Source organism: Rhizobacter sp. P3_B12 (assembly GCF_056402895.1).
Genome location: NZ_JBFUGN010000051.1, coordinates 1 through 15,084, shown reverse-complemented (window position 1 = coordinate 15,084; position 15,084 = coordinate 1). Strand labels below are relative to the sequence as shown.

Annotated in this window: 14 protein-coding genes and 1 pseudogene; 11 read left to right on the top strand and 4 right to left on the bottom strand. The window is 67.8% G+C overall.

The window, feature by feature from the left end; translation table 11 throughout:
• The coding region (gene pyrF / locus AC1D01_RS05215) for an orotidine-5'-phosphate decarboxylase (RefSeq protein ID WP_477865014.1) at positions 1-480 on the bottom strand (480 nt) is incomplete at its 3' end.
• Positions 481-621: 141 nt separating this feature from the next.
• Here pyrF and AC1D01_RS05210 point away from each other — a divergent pair.
• Complete coding sequence (locus AC1D01_RS05210) at positions 622-789, top strand: hypothetical protein (RefSeq protein ID WP_477865013.1); 168 nt, start codon at positions 622-624, stop codon at positions 787-789.
• A gap of 15 nt (positions 790-804) precedes the next feature.
• Entirely contained in the window at positions 805-1,071 is a 267-nt protein-coding gene (locus tag AC1D01_RS05205; RefSeq protein ID WP_477865012.1) for a hypothetical protein, read from the top strand.
• Between the two features lie 17 nt (positions 1,072-1,088).
• On the opposite strand, the gene AC1D01_RS05200 is transcribed toward AC1D01_RS05205, so the two are convergent.
• Together AC1D01_RS05200 and AC1D01_RS05195 are read right to left on the bottom strand one after the other, a co-directional pair.
• Positions 1,089-1,994, bottom strand: a complete 906-nt coding sequence (locus AC1D01_RS05200) for an SMP-30/gluconolactonase/LRE family protein (protein WP_477865011.1) — start codon at positions 1,992-1,994, stop codon at positions 1,089-1,091.
• Positions 1,995-2,011: 17 nt separating this feature from the next.
• Complete coding sequence (locus AC1D01_RS05195) at positions 2,012-3,745, bottom strand: IlvD/Edd family dehydratase (RefSeq protein WP_477865010.1); 1,734 nt, start codon at positions 3,743-3,745, stop codon at positions 2,012-2,014.
• Positions 3,746-3,910: 165 nt separating this feature from the next.
• Between AC1D01_RS05195 and AC1D01_RS05190 the strand changes: the two genes are divergently transcribed.
• Positions 3,911-4,693, top strand: a complete 783-nt coding sequence (locus AC1D01_RS05190; RefSeq protein ID WP_477865009.1) for an SDR family NAD(P)-dependent oxidoreductase — start codon at positions 3,911-3,913, stop codon at positions 4,691-4,693.
• Here the strand turns inward: AC1D01_RS05190 and AC1D01_RS05185 are convergent, their stop codons facing one another.
• A complete protein-coding gene (locus AC1D01_RS05185; RefSeq protein ID WP_477865008.1) occupies positions 4,694-5,662 on the bottom strand; it encodes a LysR family transcriptional regulator in 969 nt (322 codons plus the stop codon).
• Between the two features lie 158 nt (positions 5,663-5,820).
• On the opposite strand from AC1D01_RS05185, the gene araD1 reads away from it, so the two are divergent.
• The 8 genes and pseudogenes from araD1 to AC1D01_RS05145 form a co-directional block, all read left to right on the top strand.
• Entirely contained in the window at positions 5,821-6,822 is a 1,002-nt protein-coding gene (araD1, locus tag AC1D01_RS05180) for an AraD1 family protein (RefSeq protein WP_477865007.1), read from the top strand.
• A gap of 29 nt (positions 6,823-6,851) precedes the next feature.
• On the top strand, positions 6,852-8,288 hold the full coding sequence (locus AC1D01_RS05175; RefSeq protein ID WP_477865006.1) for an aldehyde dehydrogenase family protein: 1,437 nt from the start codon (positions 6,852-6,854) through the stop codon (positions 8,286-8,288).
• Positions 8,289-8,403: 115 nt separating this feature from the next.
• Entirely contained in the window at positions 8,404-9,369 is a 966-nt protein-coding gene (locus AC1D01_RS05170) for an ABC transporter substrate-binding protein (protein ID WP_477865005.1), read from the top strand.
• Positions 9,370-9,504: 135 nt separating this feature from the next.
• Positions 9,505-10,557: a multiple monosaccharide ABC transporter substrate-binding protein gene (chvE, locus tag AC1D01_RS05165; protein WP_477865015.1), complete on the top strand. Its 1,053-nt coding sequence runs from the start codon at positions 9,505-9,507 to the stop codon at positions 10,555-10,557.
• Positions 10,558-10,636: 79 nt separating this feature from the next.
• On the top strand, positions 10,637-12,238 hold the full coding sequence (gene mmsA / locus AC1D01_RS05160) for a multiple monosaccharide ABC transporter ATP-binding protein (protein WP_477865004.1): 1,602 nt from the start codon (positions 10,637-10,639) through the stop codon (positions 12,236-12,238).
• On the top strand, positions 12,228-13,421 hold the full coding sequence (gene mmsB, locus AC1D01_RS05155; RefSeq protein WP_477865003.1) for a multiple monosaccharide ABC transporter permease: 1,194 nt from the start codon (positions 12,228-12,230) through the stop codon (positions 13,419-13,421). Before mmsA ends, mmsB begins: the two co-directional genes overlap by 11 nt.
• On the top strand, positions 13,421-14,941 hold the full coding sequence (locus tag AC1D01_RS05150; RefSeq protein WP_477865002.1) for a sugar ABC transporter ATP-binding protein: 1,521 nt from the start codon (positions 13,421-13,423) through the stop codon (positions 14,939-14,941). The genes mmsB and AC1D01_RS05150 overlap by 1 nt, the downstream gene beginning before the upstream one ends.
• A pseudogene (locus AC1D01_RS05145) lies at positions 14,938-15,084 on the top strand (ABC transporter permease); the annotation flags it as partial. The gene AC1D01_RS05150 and the pseudogene AC1D01_RS05145, both read left to right, overlap by 4 nt.

Sequence of the window (15,084 nt, the reverse complement as noted above, 5' to 3'; positions counted from 1 at the left end):
CTCGTGGGCGGACGCGACGACCCCGTGGCAGCCCGCCGCGGCCGCGAGCCGGGCCAGCCGCAGCACCTGGGCCTCGACGTCCGGCGCGAGGCCGAGCTCGGGCAGGTCCGCGTCGCGCAGGCTGGTGATCACCGTCAGCGCCAGCACCCGCAGTTGCGGAAACGGCCGCGCCGCGTCGACCGCCGCGCGCAGCACCGCCGAGCCGCCCGAGGCATGCACCGTCACCAGCGTGGCGCCGAGCGCGCCGGCCGCCGCCACCGCACCGGCCACCGAGTTCGGGATCTCCAGCAGCTTCAGGTCCAGGAACACCTGCTTGCCGGCCGTGGCCAGCTCGCGCGCCAGCGCCGGGCCGTCGGCCGTCAGCAGCTGCAGGCCGATCTTGTAGGCGAGGGCGGTATCGCCCAGTTGCGCGACCAGCCGGCGTGCAGCCTCGGCATGGTCGACGTCCAGCGCGATGATGACGCGCTCTGCGAGGGTCATGGGTTCTCCCGGTCCGCGCGATCGGCGCGGCTCGCGCGATTCTGTCCCAGCCGACAGGCGTCACAAACCGACACAGCCAAAGGCCGAACGCACCCGTTTCGACCGATTGGCGCGAGCGCTGCCCGCGGAAGATCCGTCGCCATGCAGATCGACCTGGTCCCCCGGCGCGCCCACAAGGGCCTGATCCTGTCGTTCGGGCTGCTGGCCTGGGCGTCGTGGCTGAAAAATGGCGGGCGTTGCCACCGCTTATCGCTGGCATCTCGCCGCGGGCGGGCGGTTACGCTTCATTCCAGCCAACAACCTGTCTGACACCCCGCCGCCATCATGAACCGCTCGACCGCCCCGCAAAGCCCGACCATCCAGTTCCGTGCGCTGCCGTCCAACGACGCCATCGAATGGGAAGAGATGCCGAAGCTGGCCGTGCGGCGCACCGGCGAGGAGCATGAGGGCGGGGCTGCCTGGAAGAACACGATGCCGGCCAGCCTGATGGAAACCATCGCGCCGCCGAAGCCCTTCCGCGAACCGCTCGACGGGTTGTCGATGCGCGAGGTCGACGAGCCGGAAATCTTCCAGCACTTCTTCGGCAAATGAGCTTCGGGAAGTAGGGCTCAGCCGGCGAAGGCGGTTGCGGCCCGTCCCGGGCTGTCGACATCCACCGAGAACAAGGCGCCGGCCAGCGGCTGCGCCGCCAGCTGTTCCTCAGTCAATTCAAAGCGCGCGCTCGTGATGAACAGCGTGCGCAGGTCCGGCCCGCCGAACGCGACGTTCGTGATGTGGCTGGTCGGCAGCGTCACGCGCGCCAGCTCCTCGCCGCTGACCGGGTCGTGGCAGCTGACGCAGCCGGCCCCCCAGCGTGCGATCCACAAGCGGCCGGCCGCATCGGTCGTCATGCCGTCCGGGTGGCCGTCGCCCTTCGCGAAGCGCAGCCACGGCCGCGGGTTCGAGATCTCGCCGCTGGCGGCGTCGAAGTCGAACGCATGGATGCGCTGCTGCGCCGTCTCGTTGAAGTACAGCGTGCGTCCGTCGAGCGACCAGGTCGGCCCGTTGGTCACCGCGAAATGCGCATCGAACATCTGGCGGCACTGCTGCTTCGCATCGAAGCGGTACAGCGAGCCGGTCGGCTCGGTGCAGCCGAAGTCCATCGTGCCGCCCCAGAAGCGGCCCTGCGCATCGCACTTGCCGTCGTTGAAGCGGTTGCCCGGCAGGTGCGCCTCGGGGTCGTGCAGCTTCTGGAGCGCGCCGCTGTCGGTGTCGAAGAACGCGAAGCCGCTGCGCAAGGTGACGAGCAGCCCCGGCGCGCCGGCCCGCTCGGCCACGGCCGAGATCTCCTCGTCGAACGGCCAGCTCTCGCGGGCGTCGGTGGCCGGGTGGTAGCGGTACAGCGTGCGCCCGAGGATGTCGACCCAGTACAGCGACTGCCGCCGCACCGACCACAGCGTGCCTTCGCCGAGCGTGGCGCCCGCCGGCCACAGCACGCGGGGTTCGGACAGCAGCTTCGGGGCGGTGGCGGTCATGCGGCTTTCAACAACGGTCAGTGAGAGTCGCGCGGCACCTCGGCCCCGCTGCCACCGACCAGGAAGTCGAGGTCGGCACCCAGGTGGGCCTGCTGCACGTGGTCGACGTACAGCTTGTACCAGCCGCGCTTCGGCGCTTCGGGCGGCTGCCATTGTGCGCGCCGCGCCGCCAGTTCCTCGTCGGACACCTCCAGGTGCAGCCGGCGCGCATGCACGTCGAGCTCGATCATGTCGCCGTCGCGCACCAGCGCCAGCGGCCCACCGGCGGCCGCTTCCGGCGAGGTGTGCAGCACGACGGTGCCGTAGGCGGTGCCGCTCATGCGCGCATCGGAGATGCGGACCATGTCGGTGATGCCCTTCTGCAGCACCTTCGGCGGCAGCGGCATGTTGCCGACCTCGGCCATGCCGGGGTAGCCCTTCGGGCCGCAGTTCTTCAGCACCATCACGCAGTTCTCATCGATGTCCAGCTCGGGATCGTCGATGCGGGCGTGGAACTCCTCGATGTTCTCGAACACCACGGCACGGCCGCGGTGCTTCAGCAGGTGCGCCGACGCGGCCGACGGCTTGATCACCGCGCCGTTCGGCGCCAGGTTGCCACGCACCACCGCGATGCCGGCCGAGGCCATGAACGGCTCCTCGGGCGTCTTGATGACCTCGCGGTTGTAGCAGGGGATGTTCGCGATGTTCTCGCCCAGCGTCTTGCCGTTGGCGGTCAGCGCGCCGGTGTGCAGCTTGTCGGTGATCTGCGTCAGCACCGCCGGCAGGCCGCCGGCGTAGTAGAAGTCCTCCATCAGGAACTTGCCGGAGGGCTGCAGGTTCACGAGGCAGGGCACGTCGGCACCGAGCTTGTCCCAGTCGTCGAGGTCGAGCTTGACGCCCATGCGCCCGGCCACCGCGATCAGGTGGATCACCGCATTGGTCGAGCCGCCGATCGCGGCATTGGTGCGGATCGCGTTCTCGAAGGCCTCGCGCGTCAGGATCTTCGACATGCGCAGGTCTTCCTTGACCATCTCGACGATGCGCCGGCCGGTCAGCTGCGCGAGCCGGTTGCGGCGCGTGTCGGCCGCCGGAATCGCGGCGTTCTCGGGCAGCGACATGCCCAGTGCCTCGACCATGCTGGCCATCGTGGAGGCGGTGCCCATCGTCATGCAGCTGCCCTTGGAGCGGTGCATGCACGATTCGGCGGCGGTGAACTCGTCCATCGTCATCTCGCCGGCACGCACCATCTCGCTCATCTGCCACACGCCGGTGCCCGAGCCGATGTCCTTGCCGCGGAACTTGCCGTTCAGCATCGGCCCGCCCGACAGGCCGATGGTCGGCAGGTCGCAGCTGGCCGCGCCCATCAGCAGCGACGGCGTGGTCTTGTCGCAGCCCATCAGCAGCACGACGCCGTCGATCGGGTTGCCGCGGATCGATTCCTCGACGTCCATGCTCGCCAGGTTGYGGAACAGCATCGCGGTCGGCCGCAGCTGCGTCTCGCCGAGCGACATCACCGGGAACTCGAGCGGGAAGCCGCCGGCCTCGTAGACGCCGCGCTTGACGAACTCGGCGAGCTCGCGGAAGTGCCCGTTGCAGGGCGTCAGCTCGCTCCAGGTGTTGCAGATGCCGATGATCGGGCGGCCGTCCAGCAGGTCGTGCGGATAGCCCTGGTTCTTCAGCCAGCTGCGGTGCACGAAGCCGTCGCGGTCCTGCTTGCCGAACCAGGCGTGGCTGCGCCGCTTCGGCGGAGCGGGCGGTTTCTTCGAATCCATGGGGTCTGTTGTCTCCGGAGGGTGGGCGGCCAGATCGGCGGTCGGACAGGTTGTCGTACGACGGCTCTTGACGCGGCGGATCGTATCAAGGCACATTGATAATAGAAAAATAAATAAATTCGCTCTTCACATATCCGAATTGCAATAGATCAAGGACAAACCCCCATGGCAACTGCCACGACAGCCACTCTGGCGATCTTTCCCAGCCTGCGCGGACGGCGCGTTTTCATCACCGGTGGCGGCACCGGGATCGGTGCGGCGCTGGTCAGCGCGTTCGCGGAGCAGGGCGCCCAGGTGGCGTTCGTCGACGTCGCCGAGGCCGCCAGCCGCGAGCTGGTGCAGCAGGTGGAGGCGGCCGGGCACCCGGTGCCGTGGTTCCGGCCCTGCGACGTGCGCGACGTGGCGGCGCTGCAGAAGGTGATCGCCGAGGCCGAGGCGGCCTTCGGCGACTTCGCGGTGCTGGTCAACAACGTCGCGAGCGACGACCGCCACACGCTGGAATCGGTGACGCCGGAGTACTACGACCAGCGCATGTCGATCAACGAGCGGCCGGCGTTCTTTGCCATCCAGGCGGTGGTGCCGGGGATGAAGCGGCTGGGTTTCGGCTCGGTGATCAACTTCGGCTCGACCGGCTGGCAGGGCAAGGACGGGGCGTACCCCTGTTACGCGATCGCGAAGTCGTCGGTGAACGGGCTGACGCGCGGGCTGGCCAAGCCGCTCGGCGAGCACCGGATCCGCATCAACACGGTGTCGCCGGGCTGGGTGATGACGGAGCGGCAGGTCAAGCTGTGGTTCACCGAAGGGAGCGAAGAGGTGCTGAAGCGCAACCAGTGCCTGCCGGACAAGCTGCAGCCGGGCGACGTCGCGCGCATGGTGCTGTTCCTGGCCGCGGATGACAGCGCGATGTGCACCGCGCAGGAGTTCAAGGTGGACGCGGGCTGGTCCTGATCAGGCCTCGGCGCTCATGTCGAACTTCGCCCCGTAGACCGTCACCGCCGCCGTCTTCAGCGCCTTCAGCATCACCTTCGCCGCCGGCGACAGCAGCCGGTCGGTGCGGGTGATGATGCCGAACGCGTCCATCTGGCAGGGCAGCGCGATCGGCAGCACCGACACGATGCCGTGCGCCGCGTAGTAGCGCGCCACGTCGGTCGCCACCACCGCGACCATGTCGCTCTGTTGCAGCATCTTCGTCATGAACAGCAGCGCCGAGGTCTCGATCACGTTGATCGGCGCCTCGAGCCCGTCTTCCTGGAACATCAGGTCGAAGCGGTGGCGCAGCACGCTGCCGCTCGGCGACACGATCCAGCCGGCGTTCACCACGTCGCGCAGCCCCAGGTGCGCGACCGACAGCAGCGGGTGCCCCGGCCGCGTGATCGCGCACACCGGCTCCTCGGTCAGCGTCTCGTAGCGCAGGTCGGTCTTGTCGTGCTGCGCGAAGAGCCGCGCCACCAGCATGTCGAGCTTGCCCTGCGCCAGGCGATCGAGCAGCACGTCGCTGGTCTCGATCTGCACGCCGATGCGCAGGCTCGGGTGCGATTGCTTCACCAGCGCCACCGCCGGCGGCAGCAGCACCAGCCCGGGCGCGGTGATCGCGCCGACGCTGACCTGCCCGTAGCGCCCGGCCTTGATCGCCTCCAGCTCGTCGTGCGCCTGGTTCAGGCTGCTGAGCGCGACGCGCGCATGGCGGATCATCGTCTCGCCGTACCAGGTGGGCCGCATGCCGCGCGGCAGCCGCTCGAACAGCGGCACCTCCAGCACGTCTTCCAGGTCCTTCAGCAGCTTCGACGCGGCCGGCTGCGTCATGTTGAGCACCTGCGCCGCGCGGTGGATGTTGCCTTCCTCGTCGAGCGCCACCAGCAGCAGCAGTTGCCGCGTCTTCAGGCGGGCGCGGATGAACCAGTGCGTGTAGTTCGTCATGCGGGGCGCGTTGTCTCGGGACCCGACCAGGGGTTTTTATGGATGCCGGATCGTATATGTGTTTTCGGCAAATATCTATTAGAAAGTTATAGCTCCGCTCATTAGGATGCGGCACCTTGACCCGAGCCCCGCTCGCCAGACAGAGAAGTGCCTCCCCCATGAGACTGATCCAGTTCCTCGCCGAGAACGGCACGCAGCACGTGGGCGGTGTCGCCGACGACGGCCGTTCGGTGCGCGCCGTGGGCGGCTTCGTCAGCACCTATGAACTGGCGCAGGCCGCGATCGCCCGCCGGGTGTCGGTCGACGTGCTGGCGCAACCGGCCCTCACCGGCGCTGCGCTGCCGTACGAGGCCCTGCTGCATGAGCAGCGCGTGCTGACGCCGCTCGCGCACCCCGATGTCGCGCACTGCCTGGTCACCGGCACCGGCCTCACGCACACCGGCAGCGCGTCGGCGCGCGATGCGATGCACCAGAAGCTGTCGGCCGGCGAGGAATTGCTCTCCGATTCGATGCGCATGTTCAAGTGGGGCCTGGACGGCGGCCGCCCGGCCGACGGCCAGCCCGGCGTGCAGCCCGAGTGGTTCTACAAGGGCAACGGCAGCATCGTCGCCGCGCCCGGCGCGCCGCTCGCGATGCCCGATTTCGCGCTCGACGGCGGCGAGGAGCCCGAGCTGGTCGGCCTGTACGTGATCGGCCCGGACGGCCAGCCGTACCGCCTCGGCTTCGCGATCGGCAACGAGTTCTCCGACCACGCCACCGAGCGCCAGAACTACCTGTACCTGGCCCACTCGAAGCTGCGCGTCTGCGCGGTCGGCCCCGAGCTGCGCAGCGGCGCGTTGCCGGCCCACCTCGAAGGCACGAGCCGCATCCGCCGCGGCAACGAGATCCGCTGGGAGAAGCCCTTCCTGACCGGCGAGGCCAACATGTGCCATTCGCTGGCCAACCTCGAGTACCACCACTTCAAGTACGCGGCGCACCGCCAGCCGGGCGACGTGCACCTGCACTTCTTCGGCACCGCCACGCTGAGCTTCGCCGACAACATCCGCGTCGAACCGGGCGACCGCTTCGAGATCGACCTGCCGGCGCTCGGTGCGCCGCTGGTCAACCCGCTGTCACTCGTCGACCGCGGCTTCGCGATCGGCGGCGTGCGCGCCCTGTGAACGCAAGCCCGACCGAAAGCCCGATCGCGATGGCCCACAGCTGCAAGAACTACATCAACGGGCGCTGGGAGACCGGCGTCACGACCGGCATCAGCAGCAACCCGTCGAACCTGGACGAGGTGGTGGCCGAATACGCCCGCGCCGACGGCAACCAGGCCGAGATCGCGATCCGCGCCGCGGCCGACGCCGCACCGGCCTGGGGCCTGAGCACGCCGCAGCGGCGCGCCGATGCGCTCGACCAGATCGGCAGCGAGATCCTCGCCCGCAAGGACGAGCTCGGCCAGCTGCTGGCCCGCGAGGAAGGCAAGACCCTGCCCGAGGCGATCGGCGAGGCGGCGCGCGCCGGCAACATCTTCAAGTTCTTCGCCGGCGAGGCGCTGCGCGCGGCCGGCGAGCACCTGCCGTCGGTGCGCCCGGGGGTCGAGGTCGACATCACGCGCGAACCGGTCGGCGTGGTCGGCATCATCGCGCCGTGGAACTTCCCGCTCGCGATCCCCGCGTGGAAGATCGCGCCGGCGCTCGCCTACGGCAACAGCGTCGTCTTCAAGCCGGCCGAGCTGGTGCCGGCCTGTGCCGCGGCGCTGGCCGAGATCATCAGCCGCGCCGGCCTGCCGGCGGGCGTGTTCAACCTGGTGATGGGCAGCGGCCGGCAGGTGGGCCAGGCGATGGTCGACAGCCCGCTGGTCGATGCGATCAGCTTCACCGGCTCGGTGGGCACCGGCGAGCAGATCCTGAAGGCCACCGCCGCCCGGCGCGCCAAGGTGCAGCTCGAGATGGGCGGCAAGAACCCGCTGGTGGTGCTGGCCGATGCCGACCTCGACCAGGCCGTCGAATGCGCGGTGCAGGGCTCGTTCTTCTCGACCGGCCAGCGCTGCACGGCATCGAGCCGGATCATCGTCGACGCGACGGTGCACGACCGCTTCGTCACGAAGCTGCGCCAGCGCACGCTCGCGCTGAAGGTCGGCCACGCGATGGAGCGCGGCATCGACATCGGCCCGGTGGTCGACCGCGCCCAGCTCGACACCAACCTGTCCTACCTCGAGATCGCCCGCAACGAAGGTGCCGAGCACGTCATCGGCGGCGAGTTGCTGGAGCGTGCGACGCGCGGGCACTTCATGGCGCCGGCGTTGTTCCTCGCGCAGCCGCAGCACCGCATCGCGCGCGAGGAGGTCTTCGGGCCGGTCGCCTGCGTGCTGAAGGCCGATGGCTTCGAGCATGCGGTCGCTCTCGCCAACGACACGCCGTTCGGCCTGTGCGCCGGCGTCGTCACGCAATCGCTGAAGCTGTCGACGCAGTTCAAGCGGCAGGCCAAGGTCGGCATGGTGATGGTCAACCTGCCGACCGCCGGCGTCGACTACCACGTGCCGTTTGGCGGCCGCAAGGGTTCGAGCCACGGCCCGCGCGAGCAGGGCCGCTACGCGGCCGAGTTCTACACCACGGTCAAGACGGCGTACACGCTGGCTTGAAGACAGAGGAGTTCCACCGCCTGAGCCTTACCGCCCTCGCGCTTTGATGCGGCAACCCGGCGACCCCGGAACAAGCCGCGCGTTTTTCATGCCACCCACCAAGAGGAGACAAACCGTGAAATTCCAACGACGCACCCTGTTCGCAGCGATGGCTGCAGCATCCCTGGCCGCGGCCCTGCCGTTCAAGGCCTTCGCGCAGAAGAAGATCGTGCTCGGCTTCAGCCAGATCGGCGCCGAGAGCGAATGGCGCACTGCCAACAGCGAGTCGATCAAGTCGTCGGCCAAGGAAGCCGGCATCGACCTGAAGTTCTCCGACGCGCAGCAGAAGCAGGAGAACCAGATCAAGGCCATCCGCAGCTTCATCGCGCAGAAGGTCGACGTGATCGCGTTCTCGCCGGTCGTCGAATCGGGCTGGGGCACGGTGCTGCGCGAAGCCAAGGCCGCCAAGATCCCGGTGATCCTGTCGGATCGCGCGGTCGACGAGAAGGACGACAGCCTGTGGGTCGCCTTCATGGGCTCCGACTTCGTCGAGGAAGGYCGCCGCGCCGGCCRCTGGCTGGTCGAGAAGATGAAGGGCGTGCAGAGCGACGTGAACATCGTCGAACTGCAGGGCACCGTCGGCTCAGCGCCGGCGATCGACCGCAAGAAGGGCTTCGAGGAAATCATCAAGGCCGATCCGAAGTTCAAGATCATCCGCTCGCAGACCGGCGACTTCACCCGTGCCAAGGGCAAGGAAGTGATGGAAGCCTTCCTGAAAGCCGAGGGCAAGAAGATCAATGTGCTGTACGCGCACAACGACGACATGGCCATCGGCGCGATCCAGGCGATCGAGGAAGCCGGCCTGAAGCCCGCGAAGGACATCGTGATCATCTCGATCGACGCCGTGAAGGGCGCCTTCGAGGCCATGATCGCCGGCAAGCTGAACGTGTCGGTCGAATGCAGCCCGTTGCTCGGCCCGCAGCTGATGCAGGCCGTCAAGGACCTGGTGGCCGGCAAGACCATCGCGAAGCGCATCGTGACGCAGGAAGGCGTCTTCCCGATGGAAGTCGCAGCCAAGGAATTCCCCAATCGCAAGTATTGAGCGTTGGGATGAGACTGGGCTTCGCAATGGACCGCGAAGCCTGCCGGAGCAGGCCGCGCTCCGGCCGCCGCCCAGTGGAGCGGCGACGATGAACCCCCCATGAATGGAGACAGAGAAGTGAAAACCATCCGTACGATGCTGGCCGCCCTGGCCACCTTTGCAGCCGTGGCCATCGTGCCCGTGGCCGCCCTCGCGCAAGACAAGGGTCAGATCGCGATCTCGATGCCGACGAAATCGTCCGCACGCTGGATCGCCGACGGCTCCAACATGGTCAAGTACCTGCAGGAAAAGGGCTACAAGACCGATCTGCAGTACGCCGAGGACGACATCCCGAACCAGCTGGCGCAGATCGAGAACATGATCACCAAGGGCGCCAAGGTGCTGGTGATCGCCGCGATCGACGGCACCACGCTGACCGACGTGCTGCAGAAGGCCGCCGACAAGGGCGTCAAGGTCATCGCCTACGACCGCCTGATCAAGGGTTCGAMGAACGTCGACTACTACGCCACCTTCGACAACTTCCAGGTCGGCGTGCTGCAGGCCAGCTACATCGAGCAGAAGCTGGGCCTGAAGAGCGGCAAGGGCCCGTTCAACATCGAGCTGTTCGGCGGCTCGGCCGACGACAACAACGCGTTCTTCTTCTACAACGGCGCGATGTCGGTGCTCGATCCGTACATCAAGAGCGGCAAGCTCGTCGTGCGCAGCAAGCAGGTCGGCATGGACAAGGTCGCCACGCTGCGCTGGGACGGCGCCGTCGCCCAGGCCCGCATGGACAACCTGCTGAGCGCCTACTACTCCGGCGCCCACGTCGACGCCGTGCTGTCGCCGTACGACGGCCTGTCGATCGGGATCATCTCGTCGCTGAAGGGCGTCGGCTACGGCACCCCGAAGTCGCCGATGCCGGTGATCACCGGCCAGGACGCCGAAGTGCCGTCGGTCAAGTCGATCCAGAAGGGCGAGCAGACCTCGACCATCTTCAAGGACACGCGTGAACTGGCCAAGGTCACGGTCGGCATGGTCGACGCGGTGCTCGGCGGCAAGAAGCCCGAGATCAACGACACCAAGACCTACAACAACGGCGTGAAGGTGGTGCCCTCGTACCTGCTGAAGCCGGTCAGCGTCGACGCGAGCAACTGGAAGCAGGTGCTGGTCAGCAGCGGCTACTACACCGAAGCGCAACTGAAGTAAGCATTCCTGGGCGCGRCATGGGTTCTGCGCGTTCTGCGCAGAACCTTTTTTGCAGTCGGAGAGAGCAAGAGGACTACGGATGGATGCCATCCTGGAGATGCGCGGCATCACCAAGAAATTCCACGGCGTGACCGCCCTGAACGACGTCAACCTCGTCGTGCGCCGGGGCGAGATCCATGCCGTGGTCGGCGAGAACGGCGCCGGCAAGTCGACGCTGATGAAGGTGCTGAGCGGGGTCTACCCGCACGACTCCTACACCGGCGAGATCCACTACCAGGGCGAGCTGCGCAAGTTCGCCGGCATCTCCGACAGCGAGAAGCTCGGGATCATCATCATCCACCAGGAGCTCGCGCTGGTGCCGCTGCTGTCGATCGCCGAGAACATCTTCCTCGGCAACGAATGCGCAAAGCTGGGCGTGATCGACTGGTTCGAGTCGCACCGGCGCACGCAGGTGCTGCTGGAGAAGGTCGGGCTGAAGGAATCGCCGTCGACCCTCATCACCAACCTGGGCGTCGGCAAGCAGCAGCTGATCGAGATCGCGAAGGCCTTGTCGAAGGAGGTCAAGCTCCTGATCCTCGACGAGCCGACCGCGAGCCTGAACGAGAGCGACAGCAATGCGCTGCTCGAGCTGCTGCTCGAGCTGAAGGCGCACGGCATCTCGGCGATCCTGATCTCGCACAAGCTGAACGAGGTCTCGAAGGTCGCCGATTCGATCACCGTGCTGCGCGACGGCGGCACCGTCGAGACGATGGACTGCCGGGCCGAAGCGATCAGCGAGGACCGGATCATCCGCAACATGGTCGGCCGCGAGATGGCCGACCGCTACCCGAAGCGCACGCCGCAGATCGGCGAGACCGTCTTCGAGGTGCGCGACTGGAAGGTGCACCACCAGGTGCATGCCGACCGGCTGGTCGTGAAGGGCGTGAACCTGAACGTGCGGCGCGGCGAGATCGTCGGCATCGCCGGCCTGATGGGCGCCGGGCGCACCGAGCTCGCGATGAGCGTGTTCGGCCGCTCGTACGGCCAGCGCATCAGCGGCGAGGTGCGCATGCACGGCGAGGTGATCGACACCTCGACGGTGCAGAAGGCGATCCGCCACCGCATCGCCTACGTCACCGAAGACCGCAAGGGCCTGGGCCTGGTGCTGGCCGACGACATCAAGAAGAACACCACGCTCGCGAACCTGCCGGCGGTGTCGCGCCACGGCGTGATCGACGACGGGCGCGAATTCACCGTGGCGAGCGATTTCCGCCGCCGGCTGAACACGCGTTCGTCGAGCGTGTACCAACCGGTGGTGAACCTGTCGGGCGGCAACCAGCAGAAGGTGGTGCTGAGCAAGTGGCTGTTCTCGCAGCCCGAGCTGCTGATCCTCGACGAGCCGACGCGCGGCATCGACGTCGGCGCCAAGTACGAGATCTACACCATCATCGACGCGCTGGCGGCCGAGGGCAAATGCATCCTGATGATCTCGTCGGAGATGCCCGAGCTGCTGGGCATGTGCGACCGCATCTACGTGATGAACGAAGGCCGCTTCGTCGGCGAGTTCCCGGCCGCCGAGGCGTCGCAGGAGCGCATCATGCGCGCCATCATGAAGGCCGGATCGCACGACGGCATGGATGCGCCGCCGAAGCTGGACACTGAACACGGCCTGCTGGCCGGAGAAACGAATCATGGCAACTGACATCGCCRCGGCGGCCGCCGTGCCGCCCAAGGAGTACCGCGGCTTCCTGAAGAACAACATGCGCGAGTACGGCATGCTGCTGTCGCTCGTCGCGATCATGGGGCTGTTCCAGTACCTGACCGACGGCACGCTGCTGAAGCCGCTGAACCTGACCAACCTGGTGCTGCAGAACAGCTACATCGTCATCATGGCGCTGGGCATGCTGCTGGTCATCGTGGCCGGGCACATCGACCTGTCGGTCGGCTCGGTGGCCGGCTTCATCGGCGCGCTGGCCGCGGTGATGATGGTGAACTACGAGATCCACTGGATCTGGACCATCCTCGGCTGCATGGTGGTGGGCGGCGTGATCGGTGCGGCGCAGGGCTGGTTCGTCGCGTACTTCCGCATCCCGTCGTTCATCGTCACGCTGGCCGGCATGCTGGTGTTCAAGGGCCTCGCGCTCGCGCTGCTGCAAGGGCAGTCGGTCGGGCCGTTCCCGGTCGAGTTCCAGCGCCTGAGCTCGGGCTTCATCCCCGACCTGTTCGCCGGTGCCGAGCTGCGGCTGACCTCGCTGCTGCTGGGGGTGATCACGGTGCTGGTGATGGTGGTGCTGAAGGTGCGCGGGCGCATCGCGCAGACACGCCACGGCATGGAAGAAGAGCCGTACCCGTTCTTCCTCGGCAAGACGGCGGCGTTCGCCGCGGTGATCCTGTTCTTCAGCTACCTGCTGGCCTCGTACCGCGGGCTGCCGAACGTGCTGATCATCATGGTGCTGCTGATGGTGGGCTACGACTTCGTCACGCGGCGCAGCACGATCGGCCGGCGCATCTACGCGCTGGGCGGCAACGAGAAGGYGGCCAAGCTGTCGGGCATCAAGACCGAGCGGCTGTCGTTCTACACCTTCATCAACATGGGCGTGCTGGCGGCGCTGGCCGGGCTGGTGTTCGCCGCGCGGCTGAACACCGCGACGCCGAAGGCCGGTGTCGGCTTCGAGCTCGACGTGATCGCGGCCTGCTTCATCGGCGGCGCGTCGGCCTCGGGCGGCGTCGGCAAGGTGATGGGCGCGGTGATCGGCGCGTTCGTGATGGGCGTGATGAACAACGGCATGTCGATCATGGGCATCGGCATCGACTACCAGCAGGTCATCAAGGGCCTGGTGCTGCTGGCCGCGGTGTTCCTCGACGTCTACAACAAGAACAAGTGATGAGCACCGGCGCCGAACCGTCTCCCGTCCTGGAACTGCGCGGCGTCAGCAAGCAGTTCCTCGGCGTGCGCGCGCTGACGAACGTCGGCCTGCGGCTGTTCCCCGGCGAGGTGCATGCGCTGATGGGGCAGAACGGCGCCGGCAAGTCGACGCTGATCAAGGTGCTGACGGGCGTGCATGCGGCCGATGCCGGCGAGTTCACGCTCGCCGGCGCGGCGATCCGCCCGACCACGCCGCAGCAGGCGCAGCAGCTGGGCATCAGCACCGTCTACCAGGAGGTGAACCTCTGCACCAACCTGTCGGTGGCCGAGAACATCTTCGCCGGCCGCTACCCGCGCAAGGGCGCGGCCGGTGGCTGGCGCATCGACTGGGCGCGCATGAACGTGCAGGCGCGCGAGCTGCTGACGCGGCTGAACCTCGACATCGACGTGACGCGCGGCCTCGCCACCTACTCGGTGGCGGTGCAGCAGATGGTGTCGATCGCCCGCGCGCTGAGCGTCGAGGCCAAGGTGCTGATCCTCGACGAGCCGACCTCCAGCCTCGACGAGGACGAGGTCAAGCGCCTGTTCGCGGTGCTGCGCCAGCTGCGCGGCGAGGGCCTCGCGATCCTGTTCGTCACGCACTTCCTCGAGCAGGTCTACGCGATCTCCGACCGCATCACGGTGCTGCGCAACGGCGAGTTCGTCTGCGAGAAGCCGGCCGCCGAGCTGAACGCGCCGGCGCTGATCACCGCGATGATCGGGCGCGAGCTGGCGAGCCAGTCGAGTGCCGCGCCGAGCGCGCGGCCGCACGACAGCCAGCCCTTCCTGCGCGCCCAGGGCCTCGGCCAGCAGGGGCAACTGCAGCCGGTCGACCTCGACCTGTACCCGGGCGAGGTGCTGGGCCTGGGCGGCCTGCTCGGTTCCGGCCGCACCGAACTCGCGCGGCTGCTGTTCGGCCTGGCCGCCAACGACCAGGGTACGCTGCAGATCGGCGGCCAGCCCGCCAGCCTGCACAGCCCGGCCGACGCGGTGCGCCACGGCATCGGCCTGTGCCCCGAGGATCGCAAGACCGACGGCATCGTGGCCGAGTTGTCGGTGCGCGAGAACATCGCGCTCGCGCTGCAGGCCCGCCACGGCCTCGCGAAGACGCTGTCGCGCGAGCAGCAGGCCGAGATGGCCGAGCGCTTCGTGAAGGCGCTGGGCATCAAGACCGCGAGCATCGAGACGCCGATCGGCCTGCTGTCCGGCGGCAACCAGCAGAAGGCGATGCTCGCGCGCTGGCTCGCGACCGAGCCGCGGCTGCTGATCCTCGACGAGCCGACGCGCGGCATCGACGTTGYGGCCAAGCAGGAGATCATGGACGAGATCCTGCGCCTGGCACAGCAGGGCATGTCGGTCCTGTTCATCTCGTCGGAGATGAGCGAGGTCGTGCGCGTCTCGCACCGCATCGCGGTGCTGCGCGATCGCCGCAAGGTCGCCGAGCTGCCGGCCGGCAGCAGCGAGCAGGCGGTCTACCACGTGATTGCGGCGCAAGCATGAGCTCACTCTTCAAACACCGGCTGACCTGGCCGCTGGTCACGCTGCTGCTGCTGCTGCTGCTGAACGCCGCGTTCAACAGCAGCTTCCTGCGCCTCGAATGGCGCGACGGCCACCTGTACGGCAGCCTGATCGACATCCTGAAC

Coding starts and splice junctions, on each gene's coding strand:
- AC1D01_RS05210 (WP_477865013.1), top strand. CDS start 622: ATGCAGATCGACCTGGTCCCCCGGCGCGCCCACAAGGGCCTGATCCTG.
- AC1D01_RS05205 (WP_477865012.1), top strand. CDS start 805: ATGAACCGCTCGACCGCCCCGCAAAGCCCGACCATCCAGTTCCGTGCG.
- AC1D01_RS05200 (WP_477865011.1), bottom strand. CDS start 1,994: ATGACCGCCACCGCCCCGAAGCTGCTGTCCGAACCCCGCGTGCTGTGG.
- AC1D01_RS05190 (WP_477865009.1), top strand. CDS start 3,911: ATGGCAACTGCCACGACAGCCACTCTGGCGATCTTTCCCAGCCTGCGC.
- AC1D01_RS05185 (WP_477865008.1), bottom strand. CDS start 5,662: ATGACGAACTACACGCACTGGTTCATCCGCGCCCGCCTGAAGACGCGG.
- araD1 (WP_477865007.1), top strand. CDS start 5,821: ATGAGACTGATCCAGTTCCTCGCCGAGAACGGCACGCAGCACGTGGGC.
- AC1D01_RS05175 (WP_477865006.1), top strand. CDS start 6,852: ATGGCCCACAGCTGCAAGAACTACATCAACGGGCGCTGGGAGACCGGC.
- mmsA (WP_477865004.1), top strand. CDS start 10,637: ATGGATGCCATCCTGGAGATGCGCGGCATCACCAAGAAATTCCACGGC.